Source organism: bacterium (assembly GCA_004299235.1).
GTDB lineage: Bacteria > Chloroflexota > Dormibacteria > Dormibacterales > Dormibacteraceae > SCQL01.
This window is the reverse complement of the sequence record SCQL01000028.1, coordinates 108,093-128,188: the sequence shown is the minus strand read 5'-3', so window position 1 is coordinate 128,188 and position 20,096 is coordinate 108,093. Positions and strand designations below refer to the sequence as shown.

Sequence of the window (20,096 nt, the reverse complement as noted above, 5' to 3'; positions counted from 1 at the left end):
GTGGCGGTCAAGCGCGACTATTACGAGGTCCTGGGCATCGGCCGCCAGGCTTCGCCCGAGGACCTGAAGCGCGCTTTTCGCAAGATCGCCATGGACTCGCATCCCGACCGCAACCCCGACGACCCGGCGGCGGCCTCCCGTTTCAAGGAGGCGAGCGAGGCGTACTCCGTACTGTCTGATCCGGGACGCCGCCGGACCTACGACATGTTCGGTCACGCCGCGGTGGAACCAGGCGGCGGACCGGCGGTCGACTTCTCCGACATGCCGTTCGCGGACATCTTCGACACGTTCTTCGGCGGCGGCGGCCGGTCCCGCCGCCAGCGGTCCAACCGCGGGGACGACCTCCGCTACGACCTGACCATCACTTTCGAGGAGGCCTTCACCGGGGTCGAAAAGCAGATCGACGTCGTCCGCCCCGTCACCTGCGAGCGATGCTCGGGCGGCGGCGCCGAGCCGGGCACCGGAGTGGAGACCTGCCCAGGGTGCCGGGGCTCGGGCCAGATCCGGCGCACCGCTCAATCCATCTTCGGATCGGTGGTCACCGCCGCCCCCTGCCCGACCTGCGGCGGCGCGGGCCGGCTGCTCAAGAGCCCATGCCTGCAGTGCCACGGCCAGGGGCGCATCCAGAAGGCGCGCCGGCTCGCGGTGAAGATTCCCGCGGGCGTCGACACCGGGTCGCAGATCCGGCTCAGCGGCGAGGGCGAGGCCGGGCTGCGCGGCGGCCCGCCCGGCGACCTGTACGTGGTCCTGCGCGTCAAGGCCCACCCTCACCTGGCGAGGCACGAGCATGACCTGATTTACGAGTTGCGGATGAACATGGTGCAGGCCGCTCTTGGCGACCGGATCGAGATCCCAACCCTGGAGGGCGGGGTCCAGATCGCCATCCCGCCGGGCACCCAGCACGGCCAGTCGTTCCGGCTTGCCGGCAGAGGCATGCCCGACGTGCGCGGGGGGCGGCGCGGCGACCAGTACGTGGTCGTCCAGGTCGTCATCCCGAAGGACCTGAGCGCCGAGCAGAAGGCCCTGCTGCGCAAGGTCGGCGGGCTGACCGGCAAGCCGGAAAAAGTGTCCAAGGGCTTCTTCGAAAAGCTCCGCGACGCCGTCTCTCTGGATTGAGAAGCGCCCCGAGCGGGCGCCGGCGCTTGACTCGCCAGGCCAAACGCAGCTCTGTTGGCATAACTTCGGGCGGATAGGGGTAGTTATTAGGTTTGGCAGTGGTCTGGAACCGTTATATAAGAAGGAAGACGTGGCAAAAACGATCGATCTCGAGTTGACGCGGGCTGAGGTGGAGGTCCTGGAGCTGGAGGCCCGGCTCCGGGTGGTCCCCATGAACGACACGCAGCTGTCGGACGCCTTGAAGATGGCGCTGGCGGCCAAGAAAGAGCGCCTGGCCAAGCTCCGCACGCTCCACGCGGCCACCACCGGGCGCGGCCGGGGCGCGGAGGGCAAGGACGGCGGGGACAAGAAGCCGAACCCGCTTCACGCCGGCCGCCGGCCGCCTCTCAAACGCTCGGTCCCCCAGCGCCCCCAGGCCAAGTCGAGCCAGTAACCCGGCTCCCGTAGCCCGGGCGGAGCGCCCCGAACCCCGGCCCCGACCGTTATCGTGATCGGGTTGGCTAACCAGCAGAGACCGTCCGGGACGCTGGACCCGCTGTTCGGCGCGGCCGGGGACGGCTGGCCAGCCCAGGGCATTCCGCTCCCTCCGCGGGCCTGGAGACTCCCCGTGATCAACGGGATCGCCGCGGCGGCGATCATCGCTGCGGTCGGATACCGCCTCTGGGCGGCCGGCCTGCCCCCCGCCGTGCTTCGGGAGGAGTTCATCCTGATCGGTGCCGGAGTCGTCTTCGGCATCGTCGCGGTTGGGATCCGGGCTTCGAGGCTGGCCACCAACGTCCCGGTCCAGCTGGCGGTGATGGCCTGTGCGGCGGCCCTCACCGTGCTCGTGCTGGGGGTGGCGGGCCGGTGGCTGGGCAACGACCTCCCGCCTCTGGCCGCCGCCAGCTTCGCGACCATCCTGCTCCACTTCGACCTCGGGTTCCACGCCCGCCATTTCGGCTACGTCTTCGTCATTGCGATCGTGGGCCTCGGAGCCCTGTGGTTGTACGCCGTCACCGCGCTTGCGGTCTCGCCGGCCGCGATCGTGATCTGGACCCTCATCCTGGTGGGACTCGGGCTGCTCGCCTTCCTCACCAGCCGAGCCGTGGGGCGCGATCTCAGCGTGCACGTCGAACGCCAGAGCTCCCTCCTCGACGCCATCAGCGACCTGGGTGCGGGGCTGGTCGTTACGGAAGAGGGCAGATTCGTCGCCGGCAACGAGGCGTATGTCAAGCTCACCGGGTATTCGAAGGAGGAGCTCTCCGCGATGCCGACCCTGGTCGAGATGGCGCCTCCCGAGCTCCGCGCCAGCCTGACCGCGCACCTGAGCGCCCGGATGGCCGGTCGTGACGCGCCCGTCCGCTACCAGTCGGAGCTCATCGCCAAGGACGGGCGCCGGGCCCAGGTCGACGTGGCGGTGCACCGCCTGGCCACCGAATCCTCCAACCGCCTGCTCACGCTGGTGAGCGATGTCAGCGAGCGCCGGCGCGCGGAGCAGGCGGAGCGTGAGAGCGAAAGGCGGTTCCGAACGCTTTTCGAGCGGGCGCAAGCGGGCATGGCGTTCTCCGCCCTGGACGGCCGCATCACGACCGTCAATCTCGCCTTCTGTGAGCTGGTCGGCTACGGAGACGCCGAGCTCTGCCACCTTTCCATCCTCGATATCACCCATCCCGAAGACGTCGCCGCCATGCAGGATGCGATGCGGCGGATGCTCGCCGGCGAGGAGCAGGGGACGCGCATCGAACAGCGCTACACCCGCAAGGACGGCCTGCCGGTCTGGGTGGACGTGACCGCGCGCCTGGTTCGCGACCTGAACAACACGCCGCACTACTTCCAGACCGTGGCGGTCGACCTGCGCGACCGCAAGCGCAGCGAGGTGCTGCAGGCGGCACGTTTTGCCGTCACCCAGGCGTTGGTCACCTCGCCTGGCTGGGAAGTAGCGGCGCCGGGCGTGCTGGAAGGGCTGTGCCGGGCGCTCGACTGGGAGCTGGCGGAGTACTGGGAGGTGGATGCCGCGCGCGAGGCCATGCACTTCGGCGCGTCCTGGAAGCGACCTGGCCGCGACACGTCGAGCTACGAGGCCACCGCCCATGAGGCGCTGTATCGGCGGGGCGAAGGGCTGGCCGGCAAGGTGTGGGAGACGGGGGCTCCGATGGCCGTGGCGGACGTCGCCGCGGACGATTCCCCCCGTTCCGTGGCCGCGGTCGCGGCCGGGCTGCGAGGCATCGTCGGCTTCCCGGTCCGCAGCGGCCGGAGGGTGGTCGGCATGATCTCGCTCCACACGTGGGCGCCCCGCGAGCTGGACGAGGGGCTGGCGGCGGTGATGAACGACGTCGGCTCGCAGGTCGGCGAGTTCGTGGAGCGCAAGCGAGCCGAGGTGGCGCTGCAGGAGAGCGAGAAGCGGATACGGTCGGTGCTGGACAACGTTTCCGACGGTCTGGTCACCATCGACCAGGCCGGCGTGATCGAATCCGTCAATCCGGCGGTCGTCAAGCTGTTCGGCCACACCGAGAAGGAGCTGGTCGGACAGCAGGCCGACGTCCTCATCGCCACCACTCATCGCAGCGCCTTCATCAACTACCTGGAACGCCGCCTCAAGCTCGACATCCCGGTCAGCGGCGCGCACGAGACCATGGGCAAGCGGAAGAACGGGAGCCTGTTCCCTCTCGAGTTCGTGGTCAGCTCGATGCAGGTCGGCTCACGCCACCTGTTCATCGCCACGCTGCGTGACATCTCGGAGCGCAAAGCCCACACCGACGCGCTCGAGTACCAGGCGCTGCACGACGCGCTGACCGGCCTGCCCAACCGAAGCCTGTTCGGCGACCGTCTGCGCCAGGCCCTGCTCGCCGCGAGGCGCAACCAGAAGATGTTCGGCGTTCTCCTGCTCGACCTCGATCGTTTCAAGGACATCAACGACGCGCTCGGCCACGATCGTGGCGACAGTCTCCTGCAGGAGGTCACCGCGCGGTTCCGCGGCGTCCTCCGGGCGACCGACACCATCGCCCGGCTCGGCGGCGACGAGTTCGCGGTGCTCACGACCGATGCCAAGCATCCCGACGACGTGGTCGCCACCGCGCGCAAGATCCTGGCGTCGCTCGAGGGGCCTTTCGCCATCGCCGACCAGATGGTCGAGACCGGGGCGTCCATCGGCATCGCGATGTACCCCGTTCACGGCGACGATCCGAGCACGCTCATGCGGCGGGCCGACGTGGCGATGTACGTCGCGAAGCGGTCGGGTGGCGGGCACGCGGTCTACGCTCCCGAGCAGGAGGCGCAGACGCTGCGCCGGTCCGGGCTGGCGGGCGAGCTGCGCCGATCGATCCCTCAGGGCGAGCTGGTGCTGCACTACCAGCCGCAGGTGACCCTGGCGACCGGAGCGATTCATGTCGTCGAAGCGCTCGTGCGCTGGAACCACCCTCGCGAGGGCCTGATGCCGCCGGATCGCTTCATCCCCATGGCCGAGGAGACGGGCATCATCCATCCGCTCACCGCCTGGGTGCTGGATTCCGCCATCTCGCAGCTGAGCAGGTGGCTGCAGGACGGACTGGACGTCTCGGTTTCGCTGAACGTTTCGCCACGCAACATCGAGGATCACTCGCTCGAGGACATGGTCGCCCAGGCGCTCGGCAACTACAAGCTGGACCCGCGCCGGCTCACGCTCGAGATCACCGAGGGGGTCGCCATGGCGGCGGCGGCGGCCAAGGCTCTGCGCCGGCTCAACGAGATGGGCGTGCGGCTCGCGCTCGATGACTTCGGCACCGGCTACTCGTCGCTCCTCTACCTGATGCGGCTGCCGGTGAACGAGATCAAGATCGACCGCTCGTTCGTGTCGGCGCTCGCGTCGGACCCCGACTCCGGAGCCATCGTGCGCTCCGCGGTCGGGCTGGGTCACAACCTCGGTCTGCGCGTCGTCGCCGAGGGGCTCCAGGACCGGATGGCGGAAGCGGTGCTGCTCGAGGCGGGATGCGACGCGGCGCAGGGTTTCCTGGTCGGACGTCCGGCCGCGGAGCGGGAGATCACGGCACTCCTCCAGTCACATTCGGAGCTCGCCAAGCAGCGCGACTGATCGAACCGCAAGCTTGGGCGCGGCTCGACTTGGTACGGTCCTCAGGTGAAAGCACTGGTGTTGGGGGCTGGCGGGCAGCTCGGATCGGACCTGGCGACACTGCTGCCGGAAGGCGCCGGTGTTTCTCATCAGGAGGTCTCGGTCGCCGACCCGGCCGCATTGCTGGCGCTGATGCGGGACCGGCGCCCGGACATCGTGTTCAACTGCGCCGCCTACAACGCCGTCGACCGGGCCGAGAACGAGCGACACCTCGCCTTCCAGGTCAATTCGGAAGGCGCGTTCAACGCGGCGGTGGCCTGCGAGCGCATCGGGGCGCGGCTGGTCCACTTCTCCACCAATTTCGTCTTCGACGGCAGGCTCGACCGTCCCTACGTGGAATCGGACCTGGCGCTACCGCTGGGGGTTTATGCGCAGTCGAAACGAGAGGGCGAGCGCCGGGTGCTGGAGGCGATGCCTCGTGCTCTGGTGGTCCGGACCGCGGCGCTGTTCGGTGACCGCGGCGCGTCGAGCCAGGGCGGCAGCTTCCCGGGACGAATCGTCATGCGGGCGCGGGCGGGAGGTCCGCTTCGCGTCGTCGCCGACCAACGGGTGAACCCCACCTACACTCGCGATCTCGCGCCAGTCGCCATTCATCTGGCCCAGGACGGGCTCGAGGGTGTGGTCCACCTCGTCGCCGGCGGCTGCTGTGGCTGGGATGAGCTGGCGCGCGCGGCGCTCGCGGAGTGCGGGGTGCGCGGTGACGTCGAGTCGGTGTCCAGCGCCGACATCAAGTCCCCAGCGGCCCGGCCGCTCAACGGATGCCTGAGTTCGACGCGCGTTTCGCCCCTGCGGCCGTGGCTCGAAGGCCTGCACCAGTGGGCTGAGCGCAGGGCCGCTCACGGCGGCTGAAACCCCCAAAAAAGGCTCGGGCCGGGCGATTTCTCGACACCGGCTCCGAGCTTGGCTGCGGGGGGTGAGGTTCGATGAAAATCAGGGCGTCCCCGTACTCCCTCCTTCCTGTCGGTCCCGTCCGCCGACGTGGGCGGATTGGAGCCAGAGTGTAGGCGGGGAATCCGCGAGCAACATCGTCGATCGGTGCACGTTTTCGAAGATAAATCGACTGCGTCACTCTGGGAATCACAAGGCGCCGTCCCACGCCACGCCCGCCGTCCTCTTCCACGACCACGGCGGCACGGTCCTGGTGGCCGGCTTTCTCTTCGCCTTCTGGCTTTTCGTCCAGCGCTGGATACTGGTCGCGCCCGCGTCTGAAGAGATTGAGGTGGTCGCGTGAACCGATGGCTCCGACTTGGGCTGCAGACGGCCTTCGGCCTGGCCCTGCTGTGGCTGTGGCTTCGCACGGTGTCGCTGCCCGAGGTGGTCAGCCACGCGCGGGTGCAGAGCTGGGCGGCGGTGATCCTGATGCTCGTGCTGTTCCTGCTGACCAGCGTGATCAGGGCCCGGCGCTGGCTCTTCCTGCTGCGGCCGCTCGCCCCGGTCGGGATGGTCAGGGCGTTCGCGATGAATGCCGCGGGCGGCCTGCTTAACTACGTCCTGCCCATCCGCTCCGGTGACGCGGCGCGAGCGTGGTGGCTGTGGCGGCGGCATCGCGTGCCGGCGGGTTCGGCCCTGGCCACGATCGTCATCGACAAGGCCTGCGACCTCGCGGCCGTGGCGACCGTGTTGGCGGGGCTCGAGGTCGTGGCCGCGACCGGGGTGATCAGTGCCCCGCGCGGGCTCCTCGGTGCCGCGGCGCTGGCGATCGCGCTGCTGGCGGCGGTGCTCGGCACGGCTTTGCTGGGCCCTCGCCTCGCGCGCTCTCGCCTGGCGCGGGCTCTCCTTCCGGCTCGATTCGCCTCGGCGATTGCGGGGCAGGCGTTTGCGTTTCGCGCCGGCGCTCGCGGCCTGTGGACGCCCGCGCTCGCGGGTCGCCTGGCGGCGCTCACCGCCCTGGCGATCGTGATCGACGCCTTCAACTTCACCCTGCTGTTCACCGCCGTCGGCGTCCAGGTGCCGGCGCCACGGGCGATGGCCGCATACCCCGCGCTGCTGCTGAGCTTCGCCGTCCCCGCGGGTCCGGGCTACCTCGGCAACCTCGAAGTCGCCGGTTCGCTGGTCCTGGGTGGCGGCCTCGGGCTGGCCCCGGCGGTCGCGGCAGGGGCCATCGTCCTGTACCACGCCATCACCGCCGGCAACGCGCTGGCGCTGGGGCTGCTGAGCTTCTTTTTGGTCGGCGGGCGGCGCCGGGCTCGAGCGGGCGGCCCGCGAAAGATCGCGGTCTTCCACTGCGGGTTCACCTACTCGGGCGGCGGCGAGCGGATCGTCATCGAGGAGGTGATGGGGCTGCGGCGGCGCGGTTTCGCGGTCGAGTGCTACGCGCCCACGGTCGACGCTTCGCGCTGCTATCCCGAGCTGATCGGCGAAGTTCGAGTGCGCACCTTCCTGCCCCAGCTGCCGCGCTGGTTCCCGTTCCGCGAGGCGGTGCAGATGGCCGCGACCTCGCTTCTCATGCCGCTCTACGCGTGGCGCTTCCGGGGCGTGGACGCGATCGTCGGCTGCAACCAGCCGAGCGCGTGGATCGCCTGGTGGGCGGCGCGGCTGATGGACGTGCCCTACATCGTCTACCTCAACCAGCCCAACCGCCTCGTCTACCCGCGGAGCATCGACCGCGAGACGGGGTGGGTGGCGAATGCGGACTACCGATTGCTCGCCGCGATCGTGCTGCGCGCGGCCCGCTTTGTCGCGTGGGCGGACCGCCGGTCGGTGCAGGAGGCGGACCAGCTGCTGGTCAACGGCGACTACATCGGCGACATCATCCGGCGCACGTATCGCCGCGACGCGATCGACTGCCCGGCGGGCTGCCACGTGGCCGCATCCGGCTTTCCGCTGCCGGTCGAGGCGCGCTTCTCGGGCGGCCTGACCATCAACGGCTATCCGATCCGCCGGCCGTACGTGCTCTTGACCAACCGGCACTACCCCCAGAAGCGCTTCGACCTCGCGATCCGCGCGATGGCCGAGGTGCGGAGGCGCCATCCTCGCGTGCAGCTCGTGATTCCCGGACCGGCCACGCTGCACACGGCTTCGCTGCAAGCCCTGGTTGCGGAGCTGGGGATGTCGGACGCGGTGACGTTTCTCGGCGCCATCGCCGAGGACGAGCTGCAGCAGCTGTATGAAGGCGCCGCGGTCTACGTCTATCCCGCGCCCGAGGAGGACTTCGGCATGGGCGTGATCGAGTCGATGGCCAAGGGCGTGCCCGTGGTCGCGTGGAACCAGGCCGGGCCCACGGTGACGGTGGGGACCGGGACCGGGCACCTCGCCGAACCGCTCGAGGTGAGCGACTACGCCTCCGGGATCGCAGACCTTCTCGACCGGCCCGCCGAGAACCAGGCCATGGGTGAGCGCGCGTTCGCCTGGGCGCGACGCTTCGATTGGGAACGGCACCTGGACACGCTCGAGCGCTCCGTCCTCGAGGTGGCGCGGTCACACGAACAGGTCGCGGCGCAAGCAGCCACGGCATGAAGCTGTGGCCCAGGATCCTCGCCGACGAGGAGGAGGAGGAGGACAGGGCGCCCGACCCGACCCCAGCCGCGGAAGAGGTCGAGTCCGAATCCGCGCTCCAGCTCGCGTGGCTCCTGATCGCCGAGGTCTTCAGGCCTTCGGAGGTCGAGTGGTATGCGCTCAAGGCGGAGAGCATCCAGCTCGGCGGGTGGTACGGCCAGGGTCCTTACCCTGGGCACGCCCTGGCGCTGCCGGCGGACCGCCCTGACATCACGTACGGGCGGGCGCGCGTTGGCGGAGTCCAAGGCGCCTGGTGAGCGAGATGTACGATCCGTTCGCCCACCTGCCCCCCGGATACCGGTACGAGGATCATCAGGACACCGTGACCACGCTGGTGCAGTGCTGGCTGAACGAGACTGACACTCGCCTGATCGCGATACCGAAGAAGGACCCGAACCTCGCCCTCGCCCGGCAGCTCAATCCGGGCTGGTTCACGCCTGTCGGGACCATGGCCGAGGCGGGCTGGACGGTCGAAGGGGTGGCGGCGCCGAGCGTGCCCGCGGCCGCATGCGAGGCGGCGCGATCGGCAATCCCATAGCGCCGACACCGGCCTTCGACTACGAGGCCAAGCGCTGGGGCGCGGCTCCTTTGCGGCCGAAGCCGTGGTACCTGAACGGGCTCAAGCTGCGGTACCTGCTGGCCGACCTGCGCGGGGTGCACGGCAGCGTCCTCGATGTGGGCTGTGGCGCCGGTTCCGTCGCCAAGGCGGTGAAGCGCGAACGCCCGGATCTCCGGGTGTTGGGCTGCGACCTGAGCCGCTCGGCCCTGTCGGTCGCGAGCGAGTCACCGGACGGAGTCGACTTCCGCCTGGCGACCGCGGAGCGGCTGCCGTTTGACGACGGCGAGTTCGACTTCGTGTGGATCTTCGACGTCCTGGAGCACGTGGAGGCCCCGGAGCCGGTGCTTCGCGAAGTCGCACGCGTCCTGCGGCCGGGCGGCGGGTTTCACATCGTGCTGCCCCTCGAAGGCCAGCCGCGAACGCTGTACCGAATGGTCGGATGCGGCACACGGTGGACGGCAAAAGCGCGGCACGGCGGGCATGTCCAGATCTTCTCGGCGGACCGCTTCCGATCGCTGGCGACCGTGTGCGGGCTGCCGGCGGTGCGCACCCGATGGAGTTACCACCTGCTCCTGCAGCTGCTGGACCTCCTGTATTTCTCGTGGCTGGATTGGCGCGGGCCGGTCGGCGGGTCGGTCGAGGACATGTCGGCGTCCCGCGGCGGGGTGATGGGCGGCCTGATGCGGACGGCGGCCAGGGTCGTGGCTTGCCTCGCCTGGGCCGAGGCCCGACTGCTGCGCGCACTGCCGGGGGGTTGCGGACACTTCACGTGCGAGCGAGCGCACGAGCGCGCCAGCCCAAGCTAGCCGCTGACCGAAGCCGCCCACGCGACCAGGTCCTTGACACCGACGTCGAATGGGATTTGCGGCTCCCAGCCGAGCTCCTGCTTCGCCTTGGTGATGTCGCTGACGTAGAACGCCTGGTCGCCTTCGCGCCAATCCGAGAACGTGTACGCCGGCTGGGTGTTGGTCAGCTCGCCGATGTGGGCGATGACCTCGAGCAGATTCCTCTGGTTCGCGGGGCCGCCGCCGACGTTGTAGATCTCGCCCCGCGTCCTGTCGATCTTGGCGATGACCGTGGAGTAGAGGGCGCTGAGGTCGCGCGCGTCGAGCACGTCGCGCACCTGCTTGCCGTCGCCGTAGATGGTGAGCGGCCGGTGGTTGAGGATCGAATGGACGAAGTGCGCGACCCAGCCCTGGTCCTCGGTTCCGTACTGGTGCGCGCCGTAGATGCAGCTCTGCCGCAGGACCACGGTGTTCATGTGGAAGCAGCGGGCGTAATCCCTGACGTACTGGTCCGCCGCGCCCTTGCTGCAGCCGTACGGGCTGTGGAAGTCGATAGGCTGCGTCTCTTTACAGGCGGCGTTGTTGTGGTCGAGCTTTCCGTAGACCTTGTTCGTCGATGCAAACAGGAACGGCGCCTCGGGGTTGTGGATGCGAACCGCCTCGAGCAGATTGACAGTGCCTCTGGCGTTCACGTCGAAATCGGTGCTGGGGTCGACCATCGAGGTCGTGACCGCCACCTGGCCGGCGAGGTGGAGGATGGCGTCCTGGTTCTTGACGTGCACCGCCAGGGCGCCGGCGTTCCTCACATCCTCCTTGATGAAAGTCGTCTGGGTGGGGTGGCGGGTGATCAGCCACTTGAGGTTGCGCTCGGTCCCGGGGCGGCTGAGATTGTCGAGAAGAGTTGTGTGCCAGCCCTCGCGGATCATGTGGAGCGCGGCGTTGACGCCGAGGAAGCCGGCGCCGCCGGTGATCAGGACCCGTCGTTCTGCACGGCGCGTCGCGCGCGACTCCTCTCGCGGCGCCGAACCTGGCTCATTGATCCGGGCGGTGGGATCCATGGGGCTTCCCTACGTTAAGACAATCGATCGTGGGCGGCCGGCCGGCGTGGAGGCGCCGGTCGTGCGGCGGCGAAGTCACATCCGCGGCGGCGTCGCGGCCGTCACCCGACCCTACGATAGACGCGTGACCACACCCGACCCGACCATGTCCGCCCCCGACGCGCGTTCGGTACGCGCCAACTGGGAAAGCGAGACGCGCATGGCCGGCGTCTACGCGGCGCTGGCTCAAGTCACCTCGGACGTCCGGCTCCGGCGGCGCCTGGCGGCGCTTGCGGCAACTGAGAAGCGACACGCCGATGCCTGGGCGGACCTGCTGTCAGCGGGAGGTGCCCGCCTGCCGGACCGGCGGCCGCGCGTGACCGCTCAGTTGCTCGCGGCGCTGGCGCGCGTTGCCGGCATCGGCCCGGCGCTCGCCCTCGCGGGCGCCGCCGAGGGCCAGGTTCTGCGCGCCTACCTGAGCCAGGTCTCGACCGTGTCGGACGAGAGAGCCCAGGGGTTGCTGCGCCAGGTCCTGCCCGAAGAGCTCGATCATCAGTCGCCGGACGACGTCGCCGACAGCGGTGCTTCTGGGCCGCCGCCGGCCGATGCCGTCGCCGCGAGGGATCGACCACCCGAGGTCGAGGTGGAGGAATGGCACAGCGGCGGCGTCGAAAGCATTCGCAACGTGATCTATGGCGTCAACGACGGGTTGACCGCCACGCTTGGCGTGCTCGCCGGCGTCGGCGGCGCGAGTGTGGATCCGCGGGTGGTGCTGATCGGAGGGCTGTCGGCAATGGTGGCCTCGGGGGTGTCGATGGCGGGCGGCGCCTATCTCGCGAGCAAGTCGCAGCGCGAGGTCTTCGAGGGCCAGCTCGCCAGGGAGGCCGCCGAGATCGAGGCGATGCCCGACCTCGAGCGAGCGGAGTTGATCGACATCTACCGGTCCAAGGGGTTGACTCCGGACGAGGCCGCGACGATCGTCGGCCGGATCACGGCGGACAAGAGGGTCTGGCTCGAGACCCAGGCCCGTGAGGAGCTCGGCCTCGACGTCGCCCAGTTCGAAAACCCTGTGCGCGAAGGCCTCGTCGCCGGCGTCTCGACCCTGGTCGGTGGAGCGATCCCCGTCATCGGCTACCTGGCCGGCAGGCTGTTGCTGGGTGCCGCCGCCTCCGGGCTGGGCGCGCTGGGGATCGCGTTTGCCGTGTGCGCCGCGTTCCTTTTCCTGATCGGCTCCGCTCGCTCCTTCTTCACCGGCAAGGGCGGAGTGCGCTCAGGGCTGGAGATGCTGGCGGTCGGATCGATCGTGGCCGCCGTCACCTACGGGGTCGGCGTGCTGTTCCGGTCCTAGCGGCTCAGCCGGTGGCGAGGCCCCGGAAGTAAGCGATGCTCACGATCCAGGCCGCTCCCGCGAGGATCGCGGCTTCACGGCGTCGCGTCCCGCCCTGGGCGTAGAGGTAGGCGCCGGGGAGGAAGATGACGGCAAAGATTCCATAGACGATGTGGAGCAGCTCGGTCGGCCGTCCGCCGAGCGCGAAAGCGCCAAGGCCGAGCAGACCCTGCAGCGCGGTCAGGCCGGCCATGACCAGATAACTCGAGCGAAAGCCCGCGGAGAGCTCCAGGTTGCGAAAGTAACGGTAGGTCCCCCAGATGGCGAGCACCACGGCGAAGATGACCAGCGCCCGCGCGCCGTAGCCATGCAGAAAAGCCAACCCACCAGTCATGTCGAGGACTTCAGCAGGCGCCCGAATCGCTTCGAGCGGCCGCGACCTGCTCGCGGAAGTAATCGACGGTCAGGCTCAGGCCTTCTTCGAGATTCACGCGGGGCTCCCAGCCGAGGCCGTTCCGCGCCCGGGTGTTGTCCAGGGCGATCCGGTACACGTCGCCTTTGCGGGCCGGGCCGTGGTTGGGCGGGACCTTGTAGCCGGTCAGCAGGGCCAGCTTCCGGTAGAGGTCGTTGATGGTGACCGGGATGCCGGTGCTGATGTGAAACGTGCCGCCGGCGCCCTTCTCAAGCGCGGCGAGGTTGGCGGTGGCGACATCGCCGACGTGGAGCATGTCGCGTGCCTGCTCGCCGTCGCCGTCGACGGTGGCCGGCCGCCCGGCGAGCATGCGGCTGGCGAAGATCGCGACCACGCGTCCCTCCTCGGCGTAAAAGTCCTGGCGCGCGCCATAGATGTTGGCGTAGCGCAGAACGGTGTATGTGAGGCCGAAAGTGCGCTCGAACGTGCCGAGATACTGCTCGAAGGCGTACTTGCCGGTGCCGTAGGGCGACAGGGGGCGCACCGGATGATCCTCGTCAGCCGGCACCACGTCGGGCTCGCCGTACAGCGCCCCGCCGGTGGAGCTGAAGATCACCTTCCGAACCCCGTGATCGGCGCAGGCTTTGAGCAGGTTGAGGCCGCCGACGATGTTCACCTGCGCGTCGTAGGCGGGATCGGCGACGGATTTCGGCACCTCGGACTGGGCGGCGTGATGGTTGACGATCTCCGGTCTGAACGTCGCGATCGCCTTTTCGACTTCCGCCTGGTCGCGGAGGTCGACTCGATGCACCTGCGCCGCCGGGTTCACATTGCCCTCACGGCCGGTGCTGAAGTTGTCGAGGACGGCGACGCTGTGACCTGCCGCGATGTATGCATCGACCACGTGGGAACCGATGAATCCGGCTCCGCCCGTTACGAGAATCCGCACCGCAACTGACTGTAACGGGTTTACTTGCTCGAGGTGGCAAGCCCAGTCCGGCTCAAAGTCGAGGTGTTCAAGCCCGTCCGCGTGACGGCTCCGGCGACATTCGTGCGCGGGGTTCTCGTGCGTGCGGGCACCCTGACGGAGGTCGAAGCGCGGCTGCCCGCGGGGACGTGCAGCATCGCCGTCAAGCTGACCGGAGACGACGAGCTGCGCCGCCTGAACCTCGTTTACGCGGGCCACGACGCGGTGACCGACGTGCTTTCGTTTCCGGCTGCGCCCGGCGGGGGCGGGACACCTGCAACCGCCGACGAGCACGTCGGAGACCTGGCGATCTCGTGGCCGATGGTCGTGCGCCAGGCACAGGAGTTCGGGCACCCGGAGCTGACTGAGCTGGGGCTGCTGTGCGTCCATGGGCTCCTGCACCTCCTCGGCTGGGACCACGAGTCCGCCAAAGAGCGCAGGGAGATGTCGCGCCTCACGATCGCTGCCCTCGCGCTGTCCGGGCTGAGCCTCGCGCCCGGACGCCTCTGAGCCGCGGCGTAAACTCCAATCCGCCGTGGATGCGCGATGCGCGCGCCCGGCCGGACTGCTTGCGGCGCTCGCCGCAGGCCAAGCTGCGCCCAGTCGGGTTTTTGATGGACCAAGAGATAGTTCGAGAAGAGCGGTTGATCGTGGGTCTCGGCAATCCGGAGTCGGAGTATGCCGACACGCGCCACAACCTCGGATTCGCGTGCGTGGGGGAACTCGCGCGCCGCCTGGGCGTGCGCGTCGACCGCAAACGATGGCAGTCGCTGGTCGGACGGTCGGACGCTGAACGCGTCTGGCTGCTGATGCCGCAGACGTACATGAACCTCTCCGGTCAGGCGGTGGTGAGAGCGCTTCGGGACACCGGAGTGACACCACTTGAGACGTGGGTCGTCTACGACGAGCTCGACCTGCCGCTGTGCCGGATGCGCATCCGCCGCGGAGGTTCGGGAGCAGGGCACAATGGCGTCCTGTCGATCATCGGCTCACTGGGCACGCCCGATTTCGTCCGCTTCCGGGTCGGCATCGGCAAGCCGGCGAGCAAGGGTTCGCCGGCGGGGCGGCATCACGTGCTGGGCCGCTTCACCAAGCGGGAGGCGGAGCGCCTTCCAGGCGTGGTCGACGGGGTGGCCACCGCGCTGCAGCTGGCCCTGGAAGCGGGCGTGGACCGGGCGATGGATGTATACAACCGCGCCGGCGCGCTGGGGTGTGACGAGCCGGAGTGATTGTCCGGGCCGAGGTGATCCCGTGAGCTCGCTTTGGGAGAGCACCATCGCTGCCGCTCCGCTCGAGCGCTGGCTCGGCGCCGGCTCGGCGGAGGTCCAGGTCGGCCGCCTGCCTCGATCTGCCTGGGCGATCGTGGCCGGTTCCATAGTGCGGGCGTGCCAGGCGCGGGGCCGCTCGGTGCTGGTGCTGGTGCCGGGACCTGACCGATTTGGCGATGAGCTCCGGCCGTGGCTGGCGGGCAGCCCCTCCGCTCATGTGTTCGCCGAGGTCGCCGTGTCATTCCTCGACCGCCCGCCCGCTGTTGATGAGGCGGTCAACAAGCGGCTCGAGGCGCTGGCGGCGCTCGCCGGCGCGGGTCGGGAACCGACCGTCGTGGTCTCGTCGCGGCGCGCGTGCACGCGCCAGACCATCTCCTTGCGCGAGCTGCAGGAGGGGACGCTGGTGCTGGCTCCGGGCCAGGGACCGGATCCGGTGGCCGTGGCCTGGCGCCTGGTCGAGCTGGGATATTCGCGGGAGGCGCTGGTCGAGGATCGCGGGCAGTTCTCCCTGCGAGGCGGAATCCTAGATGTCTTTCCCGCGGCAGCCGACGAGCCGATCCGCGCCGAATGGTCGGGCGACGTCATCGAAACCCTGCGGCTGTTCGATCCCGAAAACCAGAGGTCGGTGATGGCGATACCTAAGGTGTCCATCCGCACCGGCCGGGAACTGCTGTTGGGCGAGCGCCGAGGCGTCGAGGCGGTGAGCCGGCTTCGCGAGTCGGTTGCGCTCGATGGCCTGCGCGGCGACGTGCGCTCGGTCTGGGACGACGAGCTCGTGCGGCTCGAGGCGGGATCGGCGTTTCCGGGCGTCGAGTTCTACTCCGCCTACCTCGACCCATCACGCCCTTGCCTCCTCGACCATCTTCCCGCGGGCGCCGCGGTCCTGGATTTCGAGGCGGAGCGCCAGCTCGCCGACGCTCGGACGGTCCTCGAAGAGACCGCGATGCTGGCCGCGGCCGAGGCTGGAGGCGGAGAGCTGCCTCGAGGCTTCACCCTGCCCACGGTCGCCGTCGATCGGTTGGAGGAATTCGGGAGCCGGCCCGTGCTTCGCCTGACGTCAGGCGAGCCGAGCGGCGACGCACTCGACCTCGGCTGGGTCGAGGGCGAGCCGCTGGTCGGACGGGCTCGCGCCGTGGCCGACTTCGCCGCCCGCAGCGAGTCGGCGGCGGTCGTCCTGGCGAGCGAGCAGCGGGAGCGCGTGCAAGCGCTCCTTGACGAAAGCGGGGTGCGTGCGCCATTGGCCGGCGTCGACCTCGACCTGGATCTCGACCTGGAGCCGGCATTGAGGTACGCCGACATCGACATTGCGGCCGGGTGCTCTCAGCCGGCGATCGGATTCCACCTGGCGACCGACGCCGAGCTGTTCGGCAGGCTCCGTCGAGCCTCCCGCGGCGGACGTTCCGCCAGGACCCGCACCGAGGATCTGACGCGCGAGTTCACGCTCGAGTTCGCCCCGGACGAGCTGGTCGTCCACGTCGACCATGGAATCGCCCGCTTCGTGGGGATGCGGCTGATCGAGTCTGAAGGCGCCCATCGCGAGTACCTCGAGCTCGAGTATGCCGAGGGCGACCGCCTGTACGTTCCGGTCGAGAACCTCGACCGGGTGCAGAAGTTCCTGGGTGGGGAGGGGCAGCCGGCGCTGCACCGCCTGGGCACGGCGGACTGGACGCGCGCGCGTGGTCGCGCACGCAAGGTGGTCCAGGACGTGGCCGACGAGCTGCTGAAGATCTACTCGGTCAGGGAGGCCCGGCCCGGCATTGCGTTTGCTCCGGACACGGCATGGCAGCAGGAGCTCGAGACGTCCTTTCCTTATGAGGAAACGCCCGACCAGCTCGCGGCCCTCGCCGAGATCAAGGCCGACATGGAGTCGGATCGCCCCATGGACCGCCTCCTGTGCGGTGACGTCGGGTTCGGCAAGACGGAGCTCGCGCTTCGCGCGGCTTTCAAGGCTGCGATGAGCGGCAAGCAGGTTGCCGTGCTGGCGCCGACAACGGTTTTGGCCCAGCAGCATTTCCATGTCTTTCGGGAGCGGCTGAGCAGGTTCCCGGTCGCAGTCGAAATGCTCTCGCGATTCGTCGACGACGAGACTCAGGCCCGGGCGATCGAAGGCATCAAGGCTGGGCAGGTGGACATCGTCGTCGGCACCCACCGCCTGCTTCAGCGCGACGTGCGCTTCAAGCGACTGGGGCTGCTCATCGTCGACGAGGAGCATCGATTCGGCGTCATGCAGAAGGAGAGGTTGAAGAAGCTGCGAACCCAGCTCGACGTCCTCTCCCTTTCAGCGACGCCGATTCCGCGGACCCTGCACATGGCCGTCGGCGGGATCCGCGACATGAGCGTGATTCAGACCCCGCCGGAGGAACGGCAGCCGATCAAGACGTATGTCACCGCGGACGATGACGACCTGGTCAGGGAAGCCATCGAACGCGAGCTGCAGCGTGGCGGCCAGGTCTATTACGTCCACAACCGGGTGCGCACGATTCAGAAGGCCGCCGCAAGGATCCGGCGCCTGGTGCCTGGGGCGCGGGTCACGGTCGGTCACGGCCAGATGGCCGAGGACGAGCTGGCGGAGGTCATGGTCGAGTTCGAATCGGCCAAGTTCGACGTGCTCGCGTGCACGACCATCATCGAATCAGGGCTCGACATCCCCAATGTCAACACCATCATCGTCGAGCGCTCTGACCGTTTTGGGCTGGCTCAGCTGTATCAGCTGCGGGGGCGCGTCGGACGGTCGGGCAGGCGCGCCTACGCCTACTTCCTCTACGACCCGCGCCGCTCGCTGACCGAGCAGGCGGACAAGCGGTTGGACGTGATCTCCGGATTGCACGAGCTCGGGCAGGGATTCAAGATCGCGCTTCGCGACCTCGAGATCCGCGGCACGGGCAACCTCCTCGGCACCGAACAGCACGGCGCCATCGCCGCGGTCGGATTCGAGATGTACCTGCAGATGCTGCAGAGCGCGGTGGCGAAGATGCGTTCCGGCTCCGAGGAGACGGCCGTCGGCGACGTGCTCTCCACCGCGGAGATGAACCTCGACCTGCCGCTCGATCACTTCATTCCGCGTTCTTACATCCGAGACGAGAAGCTGCGGCTCGGTGCCTACCGCCAACTCGCCGCCACCGAGGATGAGCCGGAGCTGGACGCCGTGCTGCGCTCGCTCGAGGACCGATATGGCCCAGGCCCGGCGCAGCTGGACAACCTCGCGTACTCGCTGCGCGTCAAGCTGCGAGGCCAGCGGATGGGCCTGCGTGGCGTGGTGGCCGACGGCCACGACATCGTGATTCGCGTCGATCCGCAGCGCTACCTGGACGTCGACGAGCTGTCTCGACGGATGGCGGGGCGCATCGCCGTCGCGCCCAACCGCCTGAAGCTGAGGCGGCAGGGCGAGGGCTGGCAGGGCGACCTGCTGCGGCTCCTCGACGAGATGGCCGGGCTTTACGCATCCGGCCGCAGCGCGGCCGCGGTGCCTGGCCGGTGAAGCGTCCGTGCCAGAATCAGGCTCGATGACGAACGAGCCGGAAAAGCCGTACTCGCCGGGCATCGCGGCCATCTTCGAGGTCGTGGCCAGGCTGCGCGCGCCTGGAGGCTGCCCCTGGGACCGCGAGCAGACGCACGAGTCGCTGCGTCCCTACCTGCTCGAGGAGACGTACGAGCTCCTCGAGGCGATCGATTCGGGCGACGACGCGAAGATGAAAGAAGAGCTGGGAGACCTGCTCCTGCAGATCGCGATGCATGCCGAGATCGCCGCCGGGCAATCCCGTTTCGATGCGGCTCAGGTGTCCGAGGCGGTGGCCGCGAAGATGGTCGCCAGGCACCCGCACGTCTTCGCCACGACGACGGTCGCCGACGCGGAAGAGGTGCTTCGCAACTGGGAGCACCAGAAGATGCATGAGGCGCGCAAGGCAGGCCGGGAGGAGTCGGTCGTCGACCGCGTGCCGACGACGCTGCCGGCCCTGGCCTGGGCCCTCGGCCTGCAGAAACGCGCCGCGCGCGTGGGTTTTGACTTCACCTCACCGATCGAGTCCGCGGAGTCGGTTGCGGAAGAGGCCCGCGAGCTTGCCGTGTCCGCCGACGCGCGCAAGAACTTCGAGGAGATGGGCGATCTGCTTTTCGCCGTCGTTTCGCTGGCACGGCGCCTGAAGGTCAATCCCGAGGACGCCCTGCGGGTCGCCGGGCAGCGATTCCGCCGGCGCTTCGCCGCCACCGAAGCGTCGCTGCGCCAAGACGGCGTGAGCTTCCGGGACCTCGACGCGGACGAGCTGGCGCGCCGCTGGGAAAAGACCACCTGACGAGTCGGCGCCGGGGGCGTTTGTTATAGTCGGGCACCGGTGCGTCCGTGGGCGCATCCGGCATCCGCTCGGCAGTTCTTGAACACGACGCAGCATGAGACACAGCAGAGCCATAGTCGCCGCCGGGACCGTGCGCACCAATGCGCTCGGAATGCGCCACGCGATCCTTGTCGCCGCGGTGTCGGTGACGGTCATCTGGGCCGGAGTGGCTTTCGCCCAGGAGGCGTACATCGGCCACAAATTGAACCAGCAGGTCGCCGACCTGCGGCGCCAGAACGCCGTGCTCGCCGGGCAAAACCAGGGGTACCGCAAGGACGCCGAAGCGATCACCTCGGGAGCTGCGAACGAGGAGGAGGCCCGGCTCAACGGGTACGCCCGACCACAGGAACGCCTCTATCTGGTGACGACCGCCCCCAGCCCGTCACCCAAACCGCCGCCGAGCGCGCCTCCCAAAGTTTCACCCAAAGCGCACTGAAGCCGGCTCCCGCCTCGGTGGGCGGCGAACCCGCGGGTATAATCCAATCGCGGAGTGGAGCAGCGGCAGCTCGTCGGGCTCATAACCCGAAGGTCGTCGGTTCGAATCCGACCTCCGCAACCAAATTGAATCCCCGCGGAGCCGCGCACGGCTCCGTCGCTTTTAGGAGAGGACGTGAACAAGAGGAAGAAGGTCGCGCTCGCCAAGCGCCGGACGAAGAAGCGCAAGTTGAAGGCGCGGGCGATCGCCGCGCGCTAGCATTTCCGGGGCTGCGCACCAGCG

General features: G+C 69.0%; 17 protein-coding genes and 1 tRNA gene. 15 read left to right on the top strand and 3 right to left on the bottom strand.

From position 1 onward, the window contains the following. The 8 genes from dnaJ (at position 1) to EPN29_08965 (ending at position 10,060) form a co-directional block, all read left to right on the top strand. Positions 1 to 1,116: a molecular chaperone DnaJ gene (dnaJ, locus tag EPN29_09000; protein TAN32303.1), complete on the top strand. Its 1,116-nt coding sequence runs from the start codon at positions 1 to 3 to the stop codon at positions 1,114 to 1,116. 130 nt (positions 1,117 to 1,246) lie between these two features. Continuing rightward, positions 1,247 to 1,549 (top strand): hypothetical protein, encoded by a 303-nt coding sequence (locus EPN29_08995; GenBank protein TAN32302.1) that lies wholly within the window; start codon positions 1,247 to 1,249, stop codon positions 1,547 to 1,549. Positions 1,550 to 1,723: 174 nt separating this feature from the next. Next, entirely contained in the window at positions 1,724 to 5,161 is a 3,438-nt protein-coding gene (locus tag EPN29_08990; GenBank protein TAN32301.1) for a PAS domain S-box protein, read from the top strand. A gap of 45 nt (positions 5,162 to 5,206) precedes the next feature. Continuing rightward, positions 5,207 to 6,049, top strand: coding sequence for a dTDP-4-dehydrorhamnose reductase (gene rfbD / locus EPN29_08985; GenBank protein TAN32300.1), 843 nt, complete (start codon positions 5,207 to 5,209; stop codon positions 6,047 to 6,049). Positions 6,050 to 6,427: 378 nt separating this feature from the next. Further along, positions 6,428 to 8,656 carry a glycosyltransferase gene (locus EPN29_08980; protein ID TAN32299.1) on the top strand — a complete coding sequence of 743 codons (2,229 nt, stop codon included), beginning with the start codon at positions 6,428 to 6,430 and terminating at the stop codon, positions 8,654 to 8,656. Continuing rightward, positions 8,653 to 8,952 (top strand): hypothetical protein, encoded by a 300-nt coding sequence (locus EPN29_08975; GenBank protein ID TAN32298.1) that lies wholly within the window; start codon positions 8,653 to 8,655, stop codon positions 8,950 to 8,952. Before EPN29_08980 ends, EPN29_08975 begins: the two co-directional genes overlap by 4 nt. Continuing rightward, entirely contained in the window at positions 8,949 to 9,233 is a 285-nt protein-coding gene (locus EPN29_08970) for a hypothetical protein (GenBank protein ID TAN32297.1), read from the top strand. The genes EPN29_08975 and EPN29_08970 overlap by 4 nt, the downstream gene beginning before the upstream one ends. Continuing rightward, positions 9,203 to 10,060 carry a class I SAM-dependent methyltransferase gene (locus EPN29_08965; GenBank protein ID TAN32296.1) on the top strand — a complete coding sequence of 286 codons (858 nt, stop codon included), beginning with the start codon at positions 9,203 to 9,205 and terminating at the stop codon, positions 10,058 to 10,060. Before EPN29_08970 ends, EPN29_08965 begins: the two co-directional genes overlap by 31 nt. On the opposite strand, the gene EPN29_08960 is transcribed toward EPN29_08965, so the two are convergent. Then, on the bottom strand, positions 10,057 to 11,097 hold the full coding sequence (locus EPN29_08960) for an NAD-dependent epimerase/dehydratase family protein (protein ID TAN32295.1): 1,041 nt from the start codon (positions 11,095 to 11,097) through the stop codon (positions 10,057 to 10,059). The two genes, EPN29_08965 and EPN29_08960, sit on opposite strands and share 4 nt — an antisense overlap. Between EPN29_08960 and EPN29_08955 the strand changes: the two genes are divergently transcribed. After that, positions 10,964 to 12,424, top strand: a complete 1,461-nt coding sequence (locus EPN29_08955; protein TAN32294.1) for a hypothetical protein — start codon at positions 10,964 to 10,966, stop codon at positions 12,422 to 12,424. The two genes, EPN29_08960 and EPN29_08955, sit on opposite strands and share 134 nt — an antisense overlap. 4 nt (positions 12,425 to 12,428) lie before the next feature. On the opposite strand, the gene EPN29_08950 is transcribed toward EPN29_08955, so the two are convergent. Together EPN29_08950 and EPN29_08945 are read right to left on the bottom strand one after the other, a co-directional pair. Next, complete coding sequence (locus tag EPN29_08950; GenBank protein TAN32293.1) at positions 12,429 to 12,797, bottom strand: hypothetical protein; 369 nt, start codon at positions 12,795 to 12,797, stop codon at positions 12,429 to 12,431. A 10-nt stretch (positions 12,798 to 12,807) separates the two neighbouring features. Continuing rightward, on the bottom strand, positions 12,808 to 13,764 hold the full coding sequence (locus EPN29_08945) for an NAD-dependent epimerase/dehydratase family protein (protein TAN32292.1): 957 nt from the start codon (positions 13,762 to 13,764) through the stop codon (positions 12,808 to 12,810). A gap of 24 nt (positions 13,765 to 13,788) precedes the next feature. On the opposite strand from EPN29_08945, the gene ybeY reads away from it, so the two are divergent. The 6 genes from ybeY to EPN29_08915 all read left to right on the top strand — a co-directional run bounded on the left by ybeY (position 13,789) and on the right by EPN29_08915 (position 19,937). Further along, a complete protein-coding gene (gene ybeY, locus EPN29_08940; GenBank protein TAN32291.1) occupies positions 13,789 to 14,292 on the top strand; it encodes an rRNA maturation RNase YbeY in 504 nt (167 codons plus the stop codon). 29 nt (positions 14,293 to 14,321) lie between these two features. After that, the gene (locus EPN29_08935) at positions 14,322 to 15,011 is read left to right on the top strand and encodes an aminoacyl-tRNA hydrolase (protein TAN32290.1); all 690 of its coding nucleotides are present in this window, start codon (positions 14,322 to 14,324) and stop codon (positions 15,009 to 15,011) included. Next, entirely contained in the window at positions 14,965 to 18,528 is a 3,564-nt protein-coding gene (gene mfd / locus EPN29_08930) for a transcription-repair coupling factor (protein ID TAN32289.1), read from the top strand. Before EPN29_08935 ends, mfd begins: the two co-directional genes overlap by 47 nt. A 25-nt stretch (positions 18,529 to 18,553) precedes the next feature. After that, entirely contained in the window at positions 18,554 to 19,339 is a 786-nt protein-coding gene (locus EPN29_08925) for a nucleoside triphosphate pyrophosphohydrolase (GenBank protein ID TAN32288.1), read from the top strand. A 94-nt stretch (positions 19,340 to 19,433) separates the two neighbouring features. Beyond that, complete coding sequence (locus EPN29_08920; GenBank protein TAN32287.1) at positions 19,434 to 19,814, top strand: hypothetical protein; 381 nt, start codon at positions 19,434 to 19,436, stop codon at positions 19,812 to 19,814. Between the two features lie 48 nt (positions 19,815 to 19,862). Next, a tRNA-Met gene (locus EPN29_08915) sits at positions 19,863 to 19,937 on the top strand. Positions 19,938 to 20,096 lie beyond the last annotated feature (159 nt).